This is a genomic window from Rhizobacter terrae (assembly GCF_003852895.1).
GTDB lineage: Bacteria > Pseudomonadota > Gammaproteobacteria > Burkholderiales > Burkholderiaceae_C > Albitalea > Albitalea terrae.
Window position 1 is genome coordinate 167,226 of record NZ_QUSW01000008.1, and the last position, 19,210, is coordinate 186,435.

Here is a 19,210-nt window from a genome sequence, read left to right on the forward strand (position 1 = left end):
AAGCCGCGCGACGACCCCGCTCGTCGGGGGTGCCCGGAAGGCGCCTTCGAGGATCACAAGGACTGTCGGAGGGAATCATGCTGTCCAGCCAAACACGGTACCCGCGTGCCGCTGCCCCGTCTTCGTTCAAGCCTGCGGCCTTTGCTGCCGTCCTGATCGCCGCACTCGCCGGCACCTCCCAAGCCCAGACCGTTCCGCCTGCCAATGGCGCCGGCCCTGGCCAGTCGGCCAGCGAACGTGCCTCCAAGGAAGGCGACAAGGTCTTCCAGTGGATCCGAATTCTTTCCGACAAGCCCCGCAAGGCTGCCGCCGTCCCGGCCGCCGCGCCTGAGAAGGCCGCCGTTGCACCGGCACCTGCACCTGCCAAGGTCGCCACGCGGGCCGCGCCCAAGCCTGCTGCCACCGATGCCAGCGCCAATTCGGCAGAAACGGCGGCCAAGTCCGCGCCGCGAGAGGAGCAACTGGCCGCTGCCAAGCCAGTAGCACAGCCCGACCCGACCACCGAGACGAAAGACGCTTCCGCGTCGACCGCCGCTGCTTCTCCGGTGGTGGAGGTGGAAGAAGAGATCGTCCTCACGCCGCTGGTCAAGTCCGAGCCCCAGTTCCCGGCCTCGCTGATGCGTCAGTTGCGCAAGGGCCTGGTGCAAGTGGCCTTCACCGTGCAGCCCGACGGCAGCGTGACCGATGCGCGCGCGGTGACGAGCACGCATGCACGCCTGTCGCCGAGCGCAGTGTCGGCGGTCCAGCAATGGAAGTTCCAGCCCATCCGCCATGCAGAGCAGGCGGTGGTCGACCTGGGCTTCAACCTCGAATGAACTACTGCAGGGTCTCCGCCCACTGCGGCGCGGGGATCGTGTTCTTGAAGTTGCGCACCCAGTTGTAGACCTCGGCCACCGGCATCGCTTCGGAGATGCCGTTGCCCTGGCCGACGTCGCAGCCCAGCTCGATCAGGCGGCGCGCCTGCTCCTTCGACTCCACACCCTCGGCCACCACCTTGCAGCCGAAGGTCTCGCTCAGGCCGATCACGCCTTCGACGATGGCCAGGTCCTGGCGGTCGATCAGCATGTTGTGCACGAAGGAACGGTCGATCTTGAGGAAGTCCAGCGGCAGCCGCTTGAGGTAGGTGAAGGTCGAGTAGCCGGTACCGAAGTCGTCCAGCGCGAAGCGCACGCCCAGCTCGCGGCACTCGTCCATCAAGGCACAGGTGTACTCCACGTCGGCCAGCGCGGCGGTCTCCAGCACTTCGATGATGAGCCGCTGGCCCACTGGCGTGTTGTGCCGACCGAGCAGCCCGGCCAGGCGCTTGGAGAACAGCGGCTCCTGCAGGTGGCGGGCCGAGATGTTCACGCTGACAGTCACGTCCAGCCCCATGCGCTGCCACTTCGCGAGCTGTTCGATGCCCTCTTGCAGCACCCAGTCGCCCAGGCGCGCACTCAGGCCGGTGTGCTCGATGAGCGGCAGGAACTGCGCCGGCGTGATGACCCCATGCTGCGGATGCTTCCAGCGCAGCAGCGCCTCCATGCCCAGCACGCGGCCCTGGCGCATGTCGACCTTGGGCTGGTAGTAGAGGACGAACTCGTTGGCGTCCAGCGCGTCCTGCACGCGGCCCAGGGCCTCGAAGTGCTGCTCGGTGCGTCTGTCGTGCTCGGCGTCGAAGAAGAGGTAGCCGTTGCGGCCGGCCTGCTTGGCGCCGTACATCGCGTGGTCGGCATGGCGCAGCAGCGTGTCGGCATCAGCCTTGTCGATGGGGTAGACCGTAGCGCCGATGCTGGCTGTGACCCACACCGGGCCGGCCGCGACGCCCAGTGCATACGGCTGCGACACGCTGCGCATCACGCGCTCGACCGCATGCCGGCCTTCTTCCAGCGTGGCGGTGCGCAGCAGCAGCACGAACTCGTCGCCGCCCAGGCGGGCCACTGCGTCATCGCCGCTGGCCCAGTGGCGCAATGATCGGCGCAGGCGTTCGGCCAGGTCGACCAGCAGGCGGTCGCCGGCTTCGTGGCCGTGGTTGTCGTTGACCGGCTTGAAGTGGTCGAGGTCGAGGTAGCAGATGGTCAGCAGGAAGCCTTCGCGCTCGCTGGCGAGCATGGCGTCGCGCAGCAGGTGCGCCAGCCGGGCGCGGTTGGGCAGGCCGGTGAGCTCGTCGGTGTGGGCCTGGCGTTCGAGCTGGGCGCGCTGGGCGTGGGCCTGCGTGACGTCGGCGATGGCCAGCGCATGGAAGCGGATCTGCCCGTTCTGCCCTTTGACGGCGGACACCGTGACCTGCATGGTGCAGGCCTCGCCGTTGCGGCGGTGGTCCACGATCTCGCCGCGCCAGGTGCCGCTGGCCTGCAGGCTGTCGCGCATGGCGGCCTGTTGCCGCTCGGCGGCCGAACCGGTGGGCGCAGGGCGCATGAGCGGTGCGACCACGCCCAGCAGCTCTTCGCGGGTGTAGCCGGTGATGGCCGAGAACGTCGGGTTCACGTCCAGCACGCGGTGGCTGGCATCGGTGATGAGCAGGCCCTCGTGCAGATGCTGGAAGAGCTTGGACGAGAGCTGGTAGCGTTCCTCGGCGGCACGCTGGTCGCCGATGTCGCGCGCGGTGATGATGATGCGCGCCGGCTCGCGCTGGGCGTTGCGCTGCGCGACGATGGCATGGCCTTCCAGCCACTTCCAGCCGCCGTCGTTGGTCTGCATGCGGAACTCGGCGCGCGCGCTGTCGCGGCCGGTGCGCAGGCTGGCCAGGGCATCCTGCAGGGCGGGCTGGTCTTCCTCGTGCACACGCGTCCAGGCGGCGGTGAAGGACCGGCCGAAGGACTGCGTCTGGTGGCCCAGCATGGCCAGCCAGTGGCGCGACAGGGTGAACTCGGCGGCTTCCACATCCCATTCGGCGACGCCGATGCGTGAATGGTCCAGCGCGAGCTGCCAGCGTTCATCCTTGCTGCGTACTTCGCCGACCAGCGCGGTCAGCAGAAGCGGCGTCGCGCACAGCGTGCAGGCGTAGACCCACAGCACCGCCATGCTGGATGCGATGGCCGGCTCGGCGAAGGGGCCGTGCCCGGCGGTCGTGGCGAAGGCGGCGGCGCAGGCCAGCAGCAAGGCGACCAGCGACGACGCGAACGTGCCGCTGCGGACCGCCATCCATGACAGCAGCAGCGGCGGCACGAAGATCAGCGGCGACAGCGGGGCGTCGCTGGAGGCGGTGGCACCGAAGACCAGCAGCCCGCTGGCGAGGACCGCCGCCGCCAGCATCAGCGTGGGCAGCCAGCGCCAGCCGGCCAGGGCCTCGCGCAGGGTGTCTCTCGACAGGGTGAGCAGTGGAACGCCGAGCAACAGGGTGCCCACCGCGCCGCCGACCCAGCCGTACAGCCACGCGCCCGGCAACTGGGTCTTCGCCATCGCACCGAAGACGGCCAGGCACAGCACGGCGCTGCTGGAGACGATCAGGCTGGCCGCCACGGCGCCGATGAGGCAGAAATGCCAGAGATCGCGCCGGTGTTCGAGCGCCGGGTGGAAGTTCAGCCGCTTCAGGCCCCAGGTGGCGGCGATCGCGCCCAGTGTCTGGCAGCCACCCAGTGCCGCCGCAAGGATTGGCGAGGTGCCGCTGACGATGAACATCGCCGTCGCCGAGACGAAGATGCCGGGCCACACGCCCATGCCCCAGCGCACAAGCGCCGCCAGCGCCACGCCCGGTGGCAGCCACAGCAGGGCCACCTGGGCCATGTGCGGCGAGATGGACAGGCTCACCAGTGCCGCCACGTACCAGCTCAAACCGATCAACGCCAATTGGCCCACGCCTGTCACGGACAGGGCAGGCACGGCAATGTTCAGCCGAGCAAACGGCAATCGCATGGCGGGCACGGCGGTCGGGCGGGTGGACGGGGCGCTGGTATGGAAATAAGCCAAAACGGCACCCTGGAATTGAGTGCGATCTGGCGGCATCGAATGTAACTCTTCGAATCCAATTTGCCGTCGCGGAGAACCCGCAAATCGCGCAATGCCCGCCATGATTTTTTGAAATCACGGTCCTCCCCAAAACGAAAAACCGCCTGAATGAGGCGGCTTTTCGTGCCGTGCGTCAGCGCAGCGTCAGATCACTTGACCGCAAATTCATCGACCTTGCGGCCGGCGGCAATCGCTGCCTTGAGCCATTTGGGTTGCAGGCCGCGGCCGCTCCAGGTGTCGCCGGTGGCGGCGTTACGGTATTTCACGGCGACCTTGCTGCCCTTGCCGGGGCCGGACGCTTTGGGTGAGGCCTTGGAATTCAAATCCGCCGCGGTCAGGCCATATTGGCTCATCAGGGCGCGGACTTGAGAAATGGCGTCCGCGCGTTCCTGTTTGCGCGTGGCCTCGATTTCCTTTTCAAGTGCGGCCTTCCGGTCCAGAAGGTCTTGCAAACTTGCCATAACGATTTCCCTTTTTCTCGGACTCGCCAATCCGGCGATGGCGCGGATTCTAGTGAAATCGTTTGGCGAAGCAAGCAGGGGTTTATCGGTGTTTGACCTCGGCTTGCACTGGCGACCGGTTGAGTATCAAATCAGGCGTCAGCCTTGGGTATTCGGGGTATCGGCCGGCGGGACATAACCTGCGGGCTGTTCTACGCCTTCGCCGAAGAAAAAGCGCTCCATCTGGCGGGCGAGATACTGGCGGGCGCGCTGGTCGGCCAGATTCAGGCGGTTTTCATTCACCAGCATGGTCTGGTGTTTCATCCACAGTTGCCAAGCTTCCTTGCTGACCTCGTTGTAGATGCGCTTGCCCAGCTCGCCGGGGTAGGGGGCGAAATCCAGGCCTTCGCCTTCCTTCTTGAGATACGTGCATTGAATGGTGCGGGCCATGAGGGATCCTTAACTGAGTTTCTTGACGAGAACCTGGGAGCGGCGATCCCAGTTGTATTTGCGCTTGCGGGCTTCGGGCAGCCAGTCGGCGTCGACCTGCTGGAAACCCCGCTTGATGAACCAGTGCATGGTCCGGGTGGTGAGGACGAAGATCGAGTCGAAGCCCATGGATTTCGCGCGCTGCTCGATGCGCTTGAGAATCCGTTCGCCGTCGCCCTGGCCCTGCACATGGGGAGATACCGTGAGCGCGGCCATTTCGGCAGTGCGGGCTTCAGGGTATGGATACAGCGCCGCGCAACCGAATATCACCCCGTCGTGCTCGATCACCGTGTAATGGCCGATGTCGCGCTCGATTTCCGTTCGGTCGCGCTTGACCAGCGTGCCGTCCTTTTCGAACGGCTCGATGAGCTGCAGCACGCCGCCCACGTCATCGGAGGTCGCCTCGCGCAGGCTTTCGAGTTTCTCGTCGACGATCATGGTGCCCACGCCGTCGTGGGTGAAGGATTCCATGAGGATGGAGCCATCCACCGAGAAGGGAACGATGTGCACCCGGTCCACACCGTTCTTGCCGGCTTTTACCGCGTGCTGCAAATAAAACGCCGTGTCGGTGGGTTGGGTGGGGTTGGGCAGCGAGGCCAGCAGCTTTTCCGCGTCGGCCAGCGCCAGTTCCTGGTCGATGTCGCTGTCGGGATCTGACGGGTCCAGCGGGATGCCCTTGACCTCGGTGATGTAGATCAGCTTGTCGGCCTGCAGCGCGATGGCGGTGCTGGCCGCCACGTCTTCCATGCTCAGGTTGAAGGCCTCGCCGGTGGGCGAGAAGCCGAAGGGCGAGAGCATGACCAGGGCGCCGAAGTCCACCGCACGCCGGATGCCGGGGGCGTCGATCTTGCGAACGAGACCGGTGTGCTGGAAGTCCACGCCGTCCACGATGCCCACCGGACGCGCGGTGATGAAGTTGCCCGAGACGACGCGGATCTGGCTGCCGGCCATGGGCGTGTTGGGCAGGCCCTGGGAGAACGCGGCTTCAATCTCGTAGCGCAGCTGGCCGGCGGCCTCCTGGGCGCAGTCCAGCGCGACGGGGTCGGTCACGCGCATGCCATGGCTGAAGCGGGACACGTGGCCCTTGGCGGCCAGCTGCTCCTCCACCTGGGGGCGAAAGCCATGCACCAGCACAACCTTGATGCCCATCGCGTGGATGAGCGCGAGGTCCTGCGCGAAGGTGCTGAGCTTGCCCGCGGCGATCAATTCGCCGGCAATGGCGACGACGAAGGTCTTGCCTCGGTGCGCATGGATGTACGGAGCCACGGACCGGAACCAGGGGACAAAGGTATGAGGGAAGACAAGGTCCATCGCGACGCCTGAAATAATCGACGGATTTTTGCACGAAGGTCCGATGTCCTCACCGCCGCGCGGGCGCTCTCCGGTTCCCGCCAACCCCATTCCTCCGATCACGTTCCCAGAATCGCTGCCGGTCTCGGCCCGCCGCGATGAGATCGCGCGCGCGCTCGAGCAGCACCAGGTCGTGATCGTCTCGGGCGAGACCGGCTCGGGCAAGACCACGCAACTGCCCAAGCTGGCGCTCGCCATGGGCCGCGGCAGGGGCGCGGGCGGCAAGGGGCTGATCGGCCACACGCAGCCGCGGCGCATCGCTGCCTCCAGCGTGGCCAAGCGCATCGCGCAGGAGCTGAACTCGCCGCTCGGCGACGTGGTGGGCTACAAGGTGCGCTTCCAGGACCGGCTCGCCCCCGGCGCCAGCGTGAAGCTGATGACCGACGGCATCCTGCTGGCGGAGACGCAGACCGATCCGCTGCTCAAGGCCTACGACACGCTCATCATCGACGAGGCCCACGAGCGCAGCCTGAACATCGATTTCCTGCTGGGCTACCTGCGGCAGATTCTGCCGCGGCGGCCGGACCTCAAGATCGTCGTCACCTCGGCCACCATCGACGCCGAGCGTTTCGCCCAGCACTTCGCGTCGCGCCAGGGGCCGGCGCCGGTGCTGCACGTGTCGGGCCGGCTCTACCCGGTGGAGCAGCGCTGGCGGCCGTTCGAGGAAAGCCGCGAATACGACCTGAACGATGCCATCAGCGATGCCATCGACGAGCTGTGGCGCGAGGGCGCCGGCGATGCGCTGGTGTTCCTGCCCGGCGAGCGCGAGATCCGCGAGGCGGCCGAGCACCTGCGAAAGCATCACCCGCCGGGCGTCGAGGTGGTGCCCTTGTTCGCACGGCTGAGCCAGCAGGAACAGGACCGCGTCTTCGAGCCGCACAGCGCGCGGCGCATCGTGCTGGCCACCAATGTGGCCGAGACCTCGCTGACGGTGCCGGGCATCCAGTACGTGGTCGATGCGGGCACGGCGCGGGTCAAGCGCTACAGCTACCGCAACAAGGTCGAGCAGCTGCAGATCGAGCCCGTGAGCCAGGCGGCGGCGAACCAGCGGGCAGGGCGATGCGGCCGGGTGAGCAACGGCATCTGCATCCGGCTTTATGACGAGAAGGATTTCGCCGGCCGGCCACGCTTCACCGACCCGGAAATCCTCCGCTCGTCACTGGCGGGCGTGATCCTGCGCATGAAGGCGCTGGGGCTGGGTCTCGTCGAAGAGTTTCCCTTCCTCGAACCGCCGCCGCGCCGCGCGATCGCCGATGGCTACCAGTTGCTGGCCGAGCTCGGTGCGGTCGACGAGCAGAACGAGCTCACGCCCATGGGCCGCGAACTCTCCAAGCTGCCGCTGGACCCGCGCGTGGGCCGCATGATCCTCGAAGCACGCGAGCGCAATGCGCTCACCGAGGTGCTCATCATCGCCTCGGCCATGAGCGTGCAGGACGTGCGCGACCGCCCGCTGGAGCAGCAGCAGGCCGCCGACCAGGCCCACAAGAAGTTCGACGACGAGAAGTCCGAGTTCATGGGCGACCTCAAGCTGTGGAAGTGGCTGGAGGAAACGCGCGGCGGCAGCAAGGAGCACAAGCTCTCGCACCGCAAGCAGGAGCAGTTGCTGCGCGACAACTTCATCTCGCCGCGCCGCGTGCGCGAGTGGCGCGACATCCATTCCCAGCTGCACACCGTGGTGGCCGAGCACGGCTGGCGGCTCAACGGCACGGACGCGACCTACGAGCAGATCCACCTGTCGATGCTGGCGGGGCTGCTGGGCAACATCGGGCTCAAGAGCGATGACGACGAGTGGTACCTGGGCGCACGCGGCATCCGCTTCTGGCGGCATCCGGGTGCGAATCTGTCGAAGAAGCCGGGGCGGTGGATCGTCGCATCCGAGCTGGTGGAGACCACGCGCCTGTACGGCCGGAACCTGGCGGCCATCGAACCGCAGTGGATTCCGGGTATCGCCGGCCACCTGCTGAAGACGCAGTTGCTCGACCCGCACTGGGAGAAGAAGGCGGCCGAGGTGGTCGCGCTGGAGCGCGCGACGCTGTATGGCATCGTCATCTACAGCAACCGCCGCGTGAACTTCGCCACCGTGGATCCGGCGGCGGCGCGCGAGATCTTCATCCGTGAAGCGCTGGTGGGCGAGGAGTGGGAGACCAGGCTGCCCTTCCTCGCGGCCAACCGCAAGCTCATCGCGCAGGTGGAGGAGCTGGAACACAAGTCACGCCGGCAGGACGTGCTGGTGGACGACGAGCTCATCCACGCCTTCTACGACGCTCAGCTCCCGGCCGATGTCTTCAGCGGCCACACCTTCGAGCGCTGGTACCGCGAGGAGAGCAAGAAGCAGCCGCGGCTGCTGCACCTCACGCGGGAGGAACTGATGCGCCACGAGGCCGCGGGCATCACCACCTCGGCCTTCCCGAAGACCTTGCGCCTGGGCGGCGTGGACTGCATGGCGGCCTACCTGCACGAACCCGGCGACCCCAAGGACGGCGTGACGGTGGCCGTGCCCATCTACGCGCTCAACCAGGTGAGCGACGAGCGCTGCGAGTGGCTGGTGCCGGGCATGCTCAAGGACAAGGTGATGGCGCTCATCAAGAGCCTGCACCAGCGCCCGCGCTCGCGCCTGATGCCGCTGGCGGAGTTCGCCGATGCGTTCATCGCCGGCGTGAACGAATCACACCAATTCGGCGCCGGCAGCCTGGTGGACGTGCTGCTCAAGGCCGTGCGCGACAAGACGCAGCTGGACATCAAGCGCAACGACTTCAAGCTGGAGCAGGTGCCGCCGCATCTGTTCATGAACTTCCGCGTGGTGGACGAGCATGGGCGGCAACTGGGCATGGGGCGCAACCTGGCCGCGCTCAAGGCGGAGCTGGGCGGGCAGGCACGGACGGCATTCCAGGCGCTGGCGGGGTTGAAGCTGGGGCAGGGTGGGGCGGATCCTTCGCCTCAGCCTTCTCCCGCGAAGGTGGAAGGAGCTTCCGTCGGGCGCAAGGCGCCTGCGCCCTCTGTGCCCGCAGCCAAGGCAGCCCCCGCCGAGCAAGCCCAGTACACCGACTGGACCTTTCCCGAACTCCCCGAGCTCATGGAGATCCGCAAAGGCAACCAGACGCTCATCGGGTTTCCCGCGCTCATCGACAAGGGCACGCACGTGCTCATCGAGGTCTTCGACGAACCCGATGTTGCCGCGGGCAAGCACCGCGCCGGACTGCGCCGGCTCGTCGCCTTGCAGATCAAGGACGCGCTGAAGTACCTGGAGAAAAACATTCCGGACCTGCAGAAGATGTCCGTGCTCTACATGCCGCTGGGCACGGCAGAGGAACTGCGCGAGCAGATCATCGACCTCGCGCTGGACCGCGCCTTCCTCGGCGACCCGCTGCCCACCGACGCGGCGAGCTTTCGCCGCCGCATCGACGAAGGCCGGGGCCGGCTCACGCTCATTGCCAACGAGGTGGCGCGCATGGCCTTGCAGGTGCTGCTCGACTACGGCGCGGCCCTGCGCAAGCTCAAGGATGCGCGCGCACCCAAGGAGCTCGGCGACGACATCCAGGCGCAGCTTTCCCGGCTGATGCCCAAGCGCTTCGTCATGAGCACGCCCTGGGCGCAGCTGGCGCACCTGCCGCGTTACCTGAAGGGCATCTCCATGCGGCTGGACAAGTGGCGCGCCGATCCCGCGCGGGATACCGCTCGCCTGGCCGAGTTGCGGCCGATCGAGCAGCGCTTCCTGCGCACCGTGGTCGAGAGGAAAGGCGTGCTGGATGCTCGGCTGGAGGAGTTCCGCTGGCTGCTCGAAGAGCTGCGCGTCAGCCTGTTTGCGCAGGAGCTGCGCACGCCCCAGCCCGTCAGCGTCAAGCGCCTGGAAAAGGCCTGGTCGCAGCTGAGCAACTGAGGGGGATCCGAGGGGAAAGGTGGGGGTGGCCTGCCCGGAGGGACTCGAACCCCCGACCTGCTGCTTAGAAGGCAGCTGCTCTATCCAGTTGAGCTACGGGCAGGAGGTCCGTAGAAAGAGAAGAAGATGGTCGGGGTGAGACGATTCGAACGTCCGACCCACTGCTCCCAAAGCAGTTGCGCTACCAGGCTGCGCTACACCCCGAAGGCGCGAATTGTACTCAGGCGGCCCGAGGGGAATTTCTGCCTGCGGAAATATGGCGCGCTGTCGCCATTGGGCCGGCTATTGGGCCGAGCCCATCACCTTGACCAGCGCCCGCCAGTCGCTCACGTTCTGGTGGGCCCAGACGGTGGCGGCGTCGGTGAGGTCGGCATCACTCACCTTGTCCAGTGCACGGTGCAGCTCCTCGGCCTGCGCGCCGGCCAACTTGCTGCCTGCGATGCGGCGATGCAGCAGCTGCCGAAGCGCGGCCGCTTCCAGCCTGCGCAGCAAGGCATCGGCCTCCCGCGCGTCTCGGGCCAGGCCATCGGCCACGACCATGCCCTTGTCGGTGATGCACGGCGCATCCAGATGCTCCCCGGCACCTTCGCGGACGCGGCCCGCCCGGGCCAGCCCGCAGGCCACCAGCTCGGCGGTGGTGCTCTCCAGCTCCGGTTGCCCGCAGCCCATCACCATGGACAAGAGGTAGAGGTCAACGGGGTCCGGATAGGCCTGCGCCATCGCGTGAAGGACCTTGTCGCCCACCGGCTGGTCGACCGGCTTTTCCAACGATTCCACGAGTTCTCCCTACCAAGGGCGGCGCCGTTGATGGCGCCTTGGAGGAAGAACAGCAATCGGTGTGCCGTGGTGACGTTCTGTTTCAGCGGCGCTGGTATTGCTGCTTGCCGAACAGCATCTCGCGGGCCTTGTCGTCCACCAGCGGCTTGCGGGCCTCGGACAGCACCTGCACGCCTCGCTGCACCGCGGGCCGGGCCGCGATTTCGTCGAACCAACCCTTGAGGTGGGGGTATTCGGCCCAGTCGATGCCCTGGTTCTTCCATGAGCGCAGCCAGGGGAAGATGGCGATGTCGGCGATGCTGTATTCCTTGCCGGCGATGTACTTGGACTTGGCCAGCCGCTTGTCCATCACGCCATACAGGCGCCGGGCCTCGTTCGTGTAGCGGTCGACGGCGTAGGGAATCTTTTCCGGGGCATAGATCCGGAAATGGTGGGTCTGGCCCAGCATGGGCCCCACGCCCCCCATCTGGAACATCAGCCACTGCAGCACGTCGTAGCGTTCGGTCACGCCTTGTGGAAGGAACTTCCCGGTCTTGCCGGCCAGGTACAGCAGAATCGCCCCTGATTCGAACAGCGAATAGGGATTGCCGTCCGGGCCGTCGGGATCGACGATTGCAGGAATCTTGTTGTTCGGGCTGATGGCGAGGAATTCGGGCTTGAACTGGTCGCCGGCACCGATGTCCACAGGGTTCACTCGATAGGGCAGTCCGCACTCTTCGAGCATGATGTGGACCTTGTGGCCATTGGGCGTGGCCCACGAATACACTTCGATCATCAGGGTGTGCTCCCGGGTGTTGAATCTGGTTGAATCTTCGAAAGACGTACCGACTCTAGCCGACCTGTCCAATCCCCATGCTCAACGCGATCAAGCGATGGATCTCCGGCGATCAACCCGGCAATGACTGGGGGGACGTGATCAACTGGGCCCAGAAGCAGGGCTTCGGCTTCAAGCGGGCCAAGGACGAAGAGGGTTTCGTCCTGGACGGCAGCGTCGGCGGCAGGCCCTGGCGGCTCGAATGGGGGCCGCCGCAGCGCTCCTACATCCAGGGCCACGAGCTGCGCCTGCGCATGGAGCTGCAGCTGCCGTCCACCCTGCAGATGCTCATCATGACGCGCTCGCTGATGGAAGCGCTGGAGCGCGAGACCTTCGAGCGCTACACCGAGAGCAACCAGACGCTGATCGACGTGTCCACGCCCGAGGAAATGCGCTGGCTGGCCATGTTCCCGAAGGTGAACTACGACATTCCGAAGGCGGTGCGTTCGCACTACGCCGGCGTGGCGGCCGACCCCGCCTCCGCCGCCAACTGGGTAGACCATGAATTCGGCCAGCAGATGGCCAGCGCCGCGGCGGGCCTGCTGCGCGAGCAGCCGCCCTTCGTGCTGATGACCCTGCGCGGCCGGGTCTACATGCGCATGCAGCTGGACGCACCGGCGCCCGATGCCTTGCAGCAGGCGGTGGCGCTGTTCCAGACCGCCGCGGCCGGTGCCATCCGCTGCGCCAGCTCCGTGAGCGACAGCCAGACCGGCGACTGGCCGACCACGGCCTCGACCGCCTGGCAGACGGACATCATGCCCGAGGACACCAAGCGCTGAGAGCGCCGGGCCCCGGGCAGGGCGTTCAGGCGAACTTGCCCAGTTCCATCTTCGCGATGGCGTTGCGGTGCACTTCGTCCGGGCCATCCGCGAAGCGCAGCGTGCGGGCCTGGGCGTAGAAGTTCGCCAGCGGGAAGTCCTGCGACACGCCGCCGCCGCCGTGCACCTGCATGGCCCAGTCGATCACCTGGCAGGCCATGCTGGGCGCCACCACCTTGATCATCGCGATCTCGGCCTTGGCGGTCTTGTTGCCGGCCACGTCCATCATCCACGCCGCCTTCAGCGTCAGCAGGCGGGCCTGCTCGATCATGCAGCGCGCTTCGGCGATGCGCTCCTGCGTCACGGTCTGCGCCGCCACCGGCTTGCCGAAGGCCACGCGCGAGCTTGCGCGCTTGCACATCAGCTCCAGCGAGCGCTCGGCCAGGCCGATCAGCCGCATGCAGTGGTGGATGCGCCCAGGGCCCAGGCGCCCCTGCGCGATCTCGAAGCCGCGGCCTTCGCCCAGCAGCATGTTGGAAGCCGGCACGCGCACGTTCTCGAACAGCACTTCCATGTGGCCGTGCGGTGCGTCGTCCCAGCCGAACACTGACAGCGGGCGCACGATGGTGATGCCCTTGGCGTCCGCCGGCACGAGGATCATCGACTGCTGCGAATGCCTGGGCGCCTCGGGGTCGGTCTTGCCCATGAAGATGAAGACCTTGCAGCGCGTGTCGCCAGCGCCGGAAGTCCACCACTTGCGGCCGTTGATGACGTACTCGTCGCCCTGGCGCTCGATGCGCGCGCAGATGTTGGTCGCGTCCGACGAGGCCACGTCGGGCTCGGTCATCGCGAAGGCGCTGCGGATCTTGCCGTCCAGCAGCGGCTCCAGCCACTGCTTCTTCTGCTCGGGCGTGCCGTAGCGGACGATGGTTTCCATGTTGCCCGTGTCGGGCGCGGAGCAGTTGAAGGCTTCGCTGGCCCAGGGCGTGCGGCCCATGATCTCGGCCAGCGGTGCGTACTCCTGGTTGGTCAGGCCGAAGCCGTACTCGCTCTCGGGCAGGAACAGGTTCCAAAGGCCCTGCGCGCGCGCCTTGCCCTTCAGCTCCTCGAGCAGCGGCAGCGGGTGCCAGCGCTTGCCGGCCTTGGTGTTCGCTTCGAGTTCATTCCAGTAGCGCTGCTCGTTGGGGTAGACGTGGTCGTCCATGAACTTCGAGACGCGCTGGCGAAGTTCCTCGGTCTTGGGTGAGTAGCTGAAATCCATGCTGCTGATCTCCGTGTGTGTCGTGTGAGGTCGCTCAGGCGCGCTGGGCGATCTTCCAGCCCATTTCGGCCAATGGTCGTGCCCCGGCGGCGGCCACCTTGGCTTGCGCGCTGGACGCCGTGCCGTCCACCACGCGCTTGGCAATGCCCTGCAGGATGCCCGCCATGCGGAACAGGTTGTAGGCCATGTAGAAGGGCCAGTCGGCCATCACCGCGTCGGGGTTGGTCCGGCCGGTGCGCTCGCAGTAGCGGCGCACGTACTCGCGTTCGCTCGGAATGCCCAGTGCGGCGATGTCCAGTCCGCCGATGCCGCGCGACAGGCTCGCGGGGATGTGCCAGGACATGCAGTGGTAGCTGAAGTCCGCCAGCGGATGGCCGATGGTGGACAGCTCCCAGTCGAGGATGGCAATGACGCGCGGCTCGGTGGGGTGGAAGACGAGGTTGTCGAGCCGGTAGTCGCCATGCACCACCGAGACCTGTGCTTCGTCGCGGCCGCTCTCGGGAATGTGCCCCGGCAGCCATTCCATCAGCTTGTCCATCTCGGGGATGGGCTCGGTGATGGAGGCCACGTATTGCTTGGACCAACGTCCGATGGAGCGTTCGAAGTAGTTGCCGGGCTTGCCATAGCTCTCCAGGCCCGCTGCCTTCACGTTCACGTTGTGCAGCGCGGCCATCACGCGGTTCATCTCGTCGTAGATGGCGGCGCGGCCGGCGTTGTCCAGGCCGGGCAAGGACTGGTCCCACAGCACGCGGCCCTGCATGAACTCCATGACGTAGAACGCGCGGCCGATGATGGCCTCGTCCTCGCACAGCAGGAACATGCGCGGCACCGGCACGCCGGTGGGATGCAGTGCACGCATCACCGTGAACTCGCGGTCGATGGCGTGGGCCGAGGGCAGCAGCTTGGCCGCGGGGCCGGGCTTGGCACGCATCACGTAGGACGCGTTCGGGGTGACCAGCTTGTAGGTGGGGTTGGATTGCCCGCCCTTGAACTGCTCGACGGACAGCGGTCCTTTGAAGCTGTCGAGATTGGCTTCGAGGTAGCGCTGCAGTGCGCCGATGTCGAAGGCATGGCCTTCGGCAACGGGTTTGGTTCCGGTGTATTGCTCCATGGCGGATGAGGTGGTCAATGTTGTCTCGGCCATTGCACCGCGACAACCATCCGCCGCGCAAGAGCTATTGTTTGGAGGCGATGGCCAGCAGCTTTTCCTTCGAAAGCACCACCAGCCGCGTGGGTTCGATGCGCACCGCACCGTCTCGCTCGAAGCCCTTGAGTTCCTGGTTCACGCGCTGGCGTGACGCACCGAGCAGCTGCGCGAGGTCCTCCTGCGCCAGCTGCAGGCCAATGCGGATTTCTTCCCCGTCGTGGATGCCGTAGCTGCGTGCCAGCAGCAGGATCTGTTTCGCGAGGCGGGACGACAGCGGGCGCGTGTTGAGGTCTTCCACCGCGTCGAACATCAGCCGCAGCCGGCGGCAGTTCAGGCGCAGCAGCGCTTCGTACAGCTCCACGTGCTGCGACAGCAGTTCCTTGAAGTCGGGCTTGCGCACCACCAGCAGCGTCGTGGGGCCATGCGCATTCGCATCGTGCGTGCGCGGCATGCCGTCGAACAGGGAGATGTCGCCGAACCAGATGCCCGGTTCCACGTAGGTCAGTGTGATCTGCTTGCCCGACAGCGACACGGAACTGACCCGTACCGCGCCCTTGGCCACGCCGCACCATTCCTCGGCGGGCTGTCCCCGGGACGACAACAGCGCTCCGTCGGGCAGCCTGCGCACGATGGCTCGCGACATGATCGCGTTGCGCAGCGGCAGTGAAAGTTTGGAGAACCACGGGCCCGATTCGATGTTGTTGCGCTCGGGCATTGTAAGAACGGGGGTATTCATGTTTTGTCTCTGACGTGACAGGATCATGGAACTCGCAGGACTATTGTCCACGAGCGCAATGAGGAGACAAACATGAGCGTGCAAGGCCTTGATATTCGCAGCCGCAAAGGCGAGGTGAGCGATGCTGAATGGAAGACCCGCGTGGACCTCGCAGCGGCCTATCGACTGGTCGCGCTGTTCAAGTGGGACGACCTCGTCTTCACCCACATCACCGCGCGCGTGCCCGGTTCGGACAACGAGTTCCTCATCAACCCGTACGGGATGATGTTCGACGAGATCACCGCGTCGAACCTGGTGAAGATCGACACCGCGGGCAACAAGCTCGACGACTCGCCGTATCCGGTGAACCCTGCGGGCTTCACCATCCACAGCGCCATCCATGCGGTGCGGCACGATGCACAGTGCGTGCTGCACACGCACACGCTCAACGGCATCGCGGTGTCGGCGCAGAAGCACGGCGTGCTGCCCATCTCGCAGCATTCGATCTTCGTGCTGTCGAGCCTCGCTTATCACGACTATGAAGGCGTGGCGTTGCGCGATGACGAGAAGCCGCGCCTCGTGCGAGACCTGGGCGACAAGACCTACCTCATGCTGCGCAACCACGGCCTGCTCACGGTGGGCGGCTCGGTGGGCGATGCGTGGCTGAACATGTACATGTTCGAGACCGTGTGCAACATCCAGGTCCGGGCGATGGCCGGCGGCAGCGAGTTGACGAAGGTCGATCCGACGATCATCGAAAGCGCGCAGGCCCAGGCGAAGCAGGCGACGAACGGGGTGGGGGCCGGGGCGTTGACCTGGCCCGGGTTGTTGCGTCGGCTGGATCGGATCGATCCCAGCTACCGCACCTGAGCTACGTGAGGCGCAGGTACTGCGCCAGCAGCTTCTCCATCGTCGTGAGGCTCTCGTGCTGATGCAGCCATTGCGTCGGCGCGAGGTTGACGCTGCGCACGACCATGTCGCCGCTGCGGTCGACGTCGACGATGTTGATGCAAGCCGGCAACTGCTCCATGCGCCCGAAGAAGGCTCGCCCGCCGGTCATCGCGCGGGCCAGCAACGCCCGGTTCACGCCGCCGTGCAGCACCAGCAGCAGGCTGCTCCAGTCATCGCGTGCAAGCACCGACTCGAAGGCCGGCAGCACGCGGTCGAGCATCTCGCCGATGGACTCGCCGCCCAGGAATCGCTGCGTCTCCACGCCCTGCGTGAATGCGCCGAGGAAGGCTGCTTCCACCTGGTCCGGTGGAATGTCCACCAGCCTGCCGCCGCGGATCTCTTCGAGCGCGGCCATGCTTTCGAGCGTCAGTGACTGGCCGGACGCAGCCAGCACCCGCTCGGCCGTCTCCACCGTTCGATTCAAGCCGCTCACGATGACTCGATCGAAGCGCACCCCGCATTGCTTGAACAGTGCGCCGGCCGCATCCGCCTGCTCGCGCCCGGCGGCATTCAACTGCACCGTGTGCGGATGCACCGGTGAGCCATCGGCACGGAAGTAGTCCACCGACCCATGGCGCATCAGGTAGATGCGCCGTCGCTTGCCGCCCTCAGCTGAACTTGGGCGAGCGCTTGTCGAAGAAGGCTGCGAGGCCTTCGCCGGCGTTGGGGTGGAAGAGGTTTTCAATGAAGTGGTTCCGCTCGTCTTCGAGCTGCTGCGTGCGCGTGGCGGTGAGCGCGGCCTGCAGCAGTTCCTTGCCGCCGGCGATCGCGTTCGGTGCCATGGCGCCTAGCCGGTCGGCAACCTTCAAAGCTTCGTTCAGCGCCTGCCCGCTGTCAGTCACCCAATTGACAAGGCCCAGTGTGTGCAGCTGCCGCGCGCTCACCGGTTCGGCCAGCCAGATCCACTGCTGCAGCAACTGCCGCGGGATCGCGTTGCCCAGGTGCCAGGTGGCACCACCGTCGGGTGTGAGGCCGACGTTCGCATAGCTCAGGATGAAGCGCGCATCTTCGGCCGCGACGACCAGGTCGCAGGTCATGGCCAGCGAAAAGCCCGCGCCGGCCGCAGCGCCTTCCACGGCGGCAATCACCGGCTTCGGGAACACGTTCACCGCCTCGACGAACTGGTGCAGCAGGTCCAGCAGCTTCTCCTGTGCACCTGTGCCGGCTTCGCGACGCTGGGCCAGTCCGTGCAGGTTTCCGCCGGCGCAGAAGTGCTTGCCGTCGCCGCGCAGGATGACTGCGCGCACCTCGTCGTTGGATTCCGCCGTGTTCAGTGCCTCCACCCCGGCCGACAGGGCCTGCTCCGACAGCGTGTTGCGGGTGGCGGGGTCGCTCAGCGTGAGCACCAGGGTACTGCCTTGCCGCTCGGTTTTCAGTTCGGAGGACATGGGCGGTTCGGCCCGCATGGGGCACCAAGCCAAGGAGGCGCGAATTGTGTCACGCTGTGTGCGTGGCGAGACCGACACGCCGTCATGGCGGGGCGATGGGTGAATGTAACGACATGCTAGAGTGCCGCAGCCTCCACTTGCCCACCTCGATGCGCGCTGCCGTCGTCGCCGTTGCCATTGCTTCTGCCTTGGGGTCTGCCCCGGGCGCGAAGGCCGCGGCAGCGGCTGCATCTGCCGCCGATCAGGCGCCGCCCTTGGGTGTACTGAGCGAGGCAGAACAACGCCAGCGCGACCGCGAGAAGCTGCTCGGGCTGGAAGAGCGCCTGGAACGCCAGCACCAGGAATCGCAGGCCGCCCAGCAGCAGATCAACACCTTGCAGGCCAAGCTGCGCGAGGTGGACCAGGCCCGCCGCGGCACCGACCCGGCGATCTATGGCCTGGGCACGATTGCGCTGGGCCTGCTCATCACCGTCATCGTGCTGCTGGTGAAGCTGGCCCAGGCCCGCAGCCAGCGCCGCTTCGTGGACGAGGCACGGGCGATGAAGCAGCAGCTGTCGGCCGCGCCGGTGCCGATGCAGCGCACCGCGCCGATGACCGTGTCGCCATCCCTGGGCGAGGTGACCCACACCTCGATGCGCGTGATGACCGGACCGATCGACGACGGCAAATCCGCCAAGGCCGACACCCAGCCCACGATTCCTGCGCAGAAGCAGCGCCGGGAATTGACGGCCGAGGAGGTGATCGACCTCGAACAGCAGGCCGATTTCTTCATCGCCATCGGCCAGGAAGACCAGGCCATCGATCTGCTCATGACCCACGTGCGCAGCAGCGGCGGCACCAGCCCCATGCCTTACCTGAAGCTGCTGGGCATCTACCACGGCCGCAGTGACGGCGATGCCTATGAGCGCATCCGCGAACGCTTCAACCGCCGATTCAACGGCTTCGCGCCGTCCTGGGACGCCTACGGCAAGCAGGGGCGCGACCTCGAAGCCTACGAGGGCGAGCTGCGGCGGGTCGTGGCGGCCTGGAAGACGCCGGCCCAGCTGGTGACGCTGCTGCAGTCACTGCTGTTCCGCCGCGATGCGTCCTCCGAGGTCTTCGACCTGCCGGCCTTCGAGGAGCTGCTCATCCTCTATGCCGTCGCACGCGACGTGCTGGAGCATGTGGTCAACCCCGACGGCGTGGACCTGCTGCTGCCCATCGGCGCCGAAGACAAGGCGGAGCCGGCGATCATGCACTACGAGGCGACGCGGCCACCCGAGTCGTGGATGCCCCAGGCCGACATCGAACTGGACATCAAGCCGCCGAAGGAATGAGCG

General features: G+C 66.5%; 16 protein-coding genes and 2 tRNA genes. 5 read left to right on the top strand and 13 right to left on the bottom strand.

The genetic code is table 11. From position 1 onward, the window contains the following. Positions 1–77: 77 nt before the first annotated feature. Positions 78–815: a TonB family protein gene (locus tag DZC73_RS24315; RefSeq protein ID WP_124542968.1), complete on the top strand. Its 738-nt coding sequence runs from the start codon at positions 78–80 to the stop codon at positions 813–815. A 1-nt stretch (position 816) separates the two neighbouring features. Here the strand turns inward: DZC73_RS24315 and DZC73_RS24320 are convergent, their stop codons facing one another. The 4 genes from DZC73_RS24320 to argA form a co-directional block, all read right to left on the bottom strand. Next, positions 817–3,798: a bifunctional diguanylate cyclase/phosphodiesterase gene (locus DZC73_RS24320; protein WP_161974722.1), complete on the bottom strand. Its 2,982-nt coding sequence runs from the start codon at positions 3,796–3,798 to the stop codon at positions 817–819. A gap of 275 nt (positions 3,799–4,073) precedes the next feature. Then, positions 4,074–4,385: an H-NS histone family protein gene (locus DZC73_RS24325; protein WP_124542970.1), complete on the bottom strand. Its 312-nt coding sequence runs from the start codon at positions 4,383–4,385 to the stop codon at positions 4,074–4,076. Between the two features lie 138 nt (positions 4,386–4,523). Beyond that, a complete protein-coding gene (locus DZC73_RS24330; protein ID WP_124542971.1) occupies positions 4,524–4,814 on the bottom strand; it encodes an oxidative damage protection protein in 291 nt (96 codons plus the stop codon). 9 nt (positions 4,815–4,823) lie between these two features. Next, the gene (argA, locus tag DZC73_RS24335) at positions 4,824–6,164 is read right to left on the bottom strand and encodes an amino-acid N-acetyltransferase (RefSeq protein ID WP_124542972.1); all 1,341 of its coding nucleotides are present in this window, start codon (positions 6,162–6,164) and stop codon (positions 4,824–4,826) included. Between the two features lie 43 nt (positions 6,165–6,207). Here argA and hrpA point away from each other — a divergent pair, with 43 nt between their 5' ends. Beyond that, positions 6,208–10,080 carry an ATP-dependent RNA helicase HrpA gene (gene hrpA, locus DZC73_RS24340; protein ID WP_124542973.1) on the top strand — a complete coding sequence of 1,291 codons (3,873 nt, stop codon included), beginning with the start codon at positions 6,208–6,210 and terminating at the stop codon, positions 10,078–10,080. Positions 10,081–10,106: 26 nt separating this feature from the next. On the opposite strand, the gene DZC73_RS24345 is transcribed toward hrpA, so the two are convergent. The 4 genes from DZC73_RS24345 to DZC73_RS24360 all read right to left on the bottom strand — a co-directional run bounded on the left by DZC73_RS24345 (position 10,107) and on the right by DZC73_RS24360 (position 11,632). Next, positions 10,107–10,183 (bottom strand) — tRNA-Arg (locus DZC73_RS24345). A gap of 24 nt (positions 10,184–10,207) precedes the next feature. Beyond that, positions 10,208–10,284: transfer RNA gene (locus DZC73_RS24350), tRNA-Pro, on the bottom strand. A 78-nt stretch (positions 10,285–10,362) separates the two neighbouring features. Further along, positions 10,363–10,857 carry a hypothetical protein gene (locus DZC73_RS24355; protein WP_124542974.1) on the bottom strand — a complete coding sequence of 165 codons (495 nt, stop codon included), beginning with the start codon at positions 10,855–10,857 and terminating at the stop codon, positions 10,363–10,365. Between the two features lie 82 nt (positions 10,858–10,939). Continuing rightward, positions 10,940–11,632 (bottom strand): glutathione binding-like protein, encoded by a 693-nt coding sequence (locus tag DZC73_RS24360; protein WP_124542975.1) that lies wholly within the window; start codon positions 11,630–11,632, stop codon positions 10,940–10,942. A gap of 77 nt (positions 11,633–11,709) precedes the next feature. On the opposite strand from DZC73_RS24360, the gene DZC73_RS24365 reads away from it, so the two are divergent. Then, complete coding sequence (locus tag DZC73_RS24365) at positions 11,710–12,450, top strand: hypothetical protein (protein ID WP_124542976.1); 741 nt, start codon at positions 11,710–11,712, stop codon at positions 12,448–12,450. Positions 12,451–12,475: 25 nt separating this feature from the next. On the opposite strand, the gene DZC73_RS24370 is transcribed toward DZC73_RS24365, so the two are convergent. From DZC73_RS24370 to DZC73_RS24380, 3 genes are all read right to left on the bottom strand, one after another. Next, on the bottom strand, positions 12,476–13,690 hold the full coding sequence (locus DZC73_RS24370; RefSeq protein WP_124542977.1) for an acyl-CoA dehydrogenase family protein: 1,215 nt from the start codon (positions 13,688–13,690) through the stop codon (positions 12,476–12,478). Between the two features lie 34 nt (positions 13,691–13,724). Then, positions 13,725–14,801 carry a phosphotransferase gene (locus DZC73_RS24375; RefSeq protein WP_124543118.1) on the bottom strand — a complete coding sequence of 359 codons (1,077 nt, stop codon included), beginning with the start codon at positions 14,799–14,801 and terminating at the stop codon, positions 13,725–13,727. A 64-nt stretch (positions 14,802–14,865) separates the two neighbouring features. Beyond that, positions 14,866–15,573: a Crp/Fnr family transcriptional regulator gene (locus tag DZC73_RS24380; RefSeq protein WP_124542978.1), complete on the bottom strand. Its 708-nt coding sequence runs from the start codon at positions 15,571–15,573 to the stop codon at positions 14,866–14,868. Positions 15,574–15,645: 72 nt separating this feature from the next. Between DZC73_RS24380 and DZC73_RS24385 the strand changes: the two genes are divergently transcribed. Continuing rightward, positions 15,646–16,422: a class II aldolase/adducin family protein gene (locus tag DZC73_RS24385; RefSeq protein WP_124542979.1), complete on the top strand. Its 777-nt coding sequence runs from the start codon at positions 15,646–15,648 to the stop codon at positions 16,420–16,422. A gap of 1 nt (position 16,423) precedes the next feature. Here DZC73_RS24385 and DZC73_RS24390 read toward each other — a convergent pair whose 3' ends face one another. After that, positions 16,424–17,083, bottom strand: a complete 660-nt coding sequence (locus tag DZC73_RS24390) for a histidine phosphatase family protein (RefSeq protein ID WP_124542980.1) — start codon at positions 17,081–17,083, stop codon at positions 16,424–16,426. Between the two features lie 28 nt (positions 17,084–17,111). Beyond that, positions 17,112–17,891, bottom strand: a complete 780-nt coding sequence (locus DZC73_RS24395; protein WP_124542981.1) for an oxepin-CoA hydrolase, alternative type — start codon at positions 17,889–17,891, stop codon at positions 17,112–17,114. A 137-nt stretch (positions 17,892–18,028) separates the two neighbouring features. Between DZC73_RS24395 and DZC73_RS24400 the strand changes: the two genes are divergently transcribed. After that, a complete protein-coding gene (locus DZC73_RS24400; protein ID WP_124542982.1) occupies positions 18,029–19,207 on the top strand; it encodes a type IV pilus assembly protein FimV in 1,179 nt (392 codons plus the stop codon). The last annotated feature ends 3 nt before the right edge of the window (positions 19,208–19,210 follow it).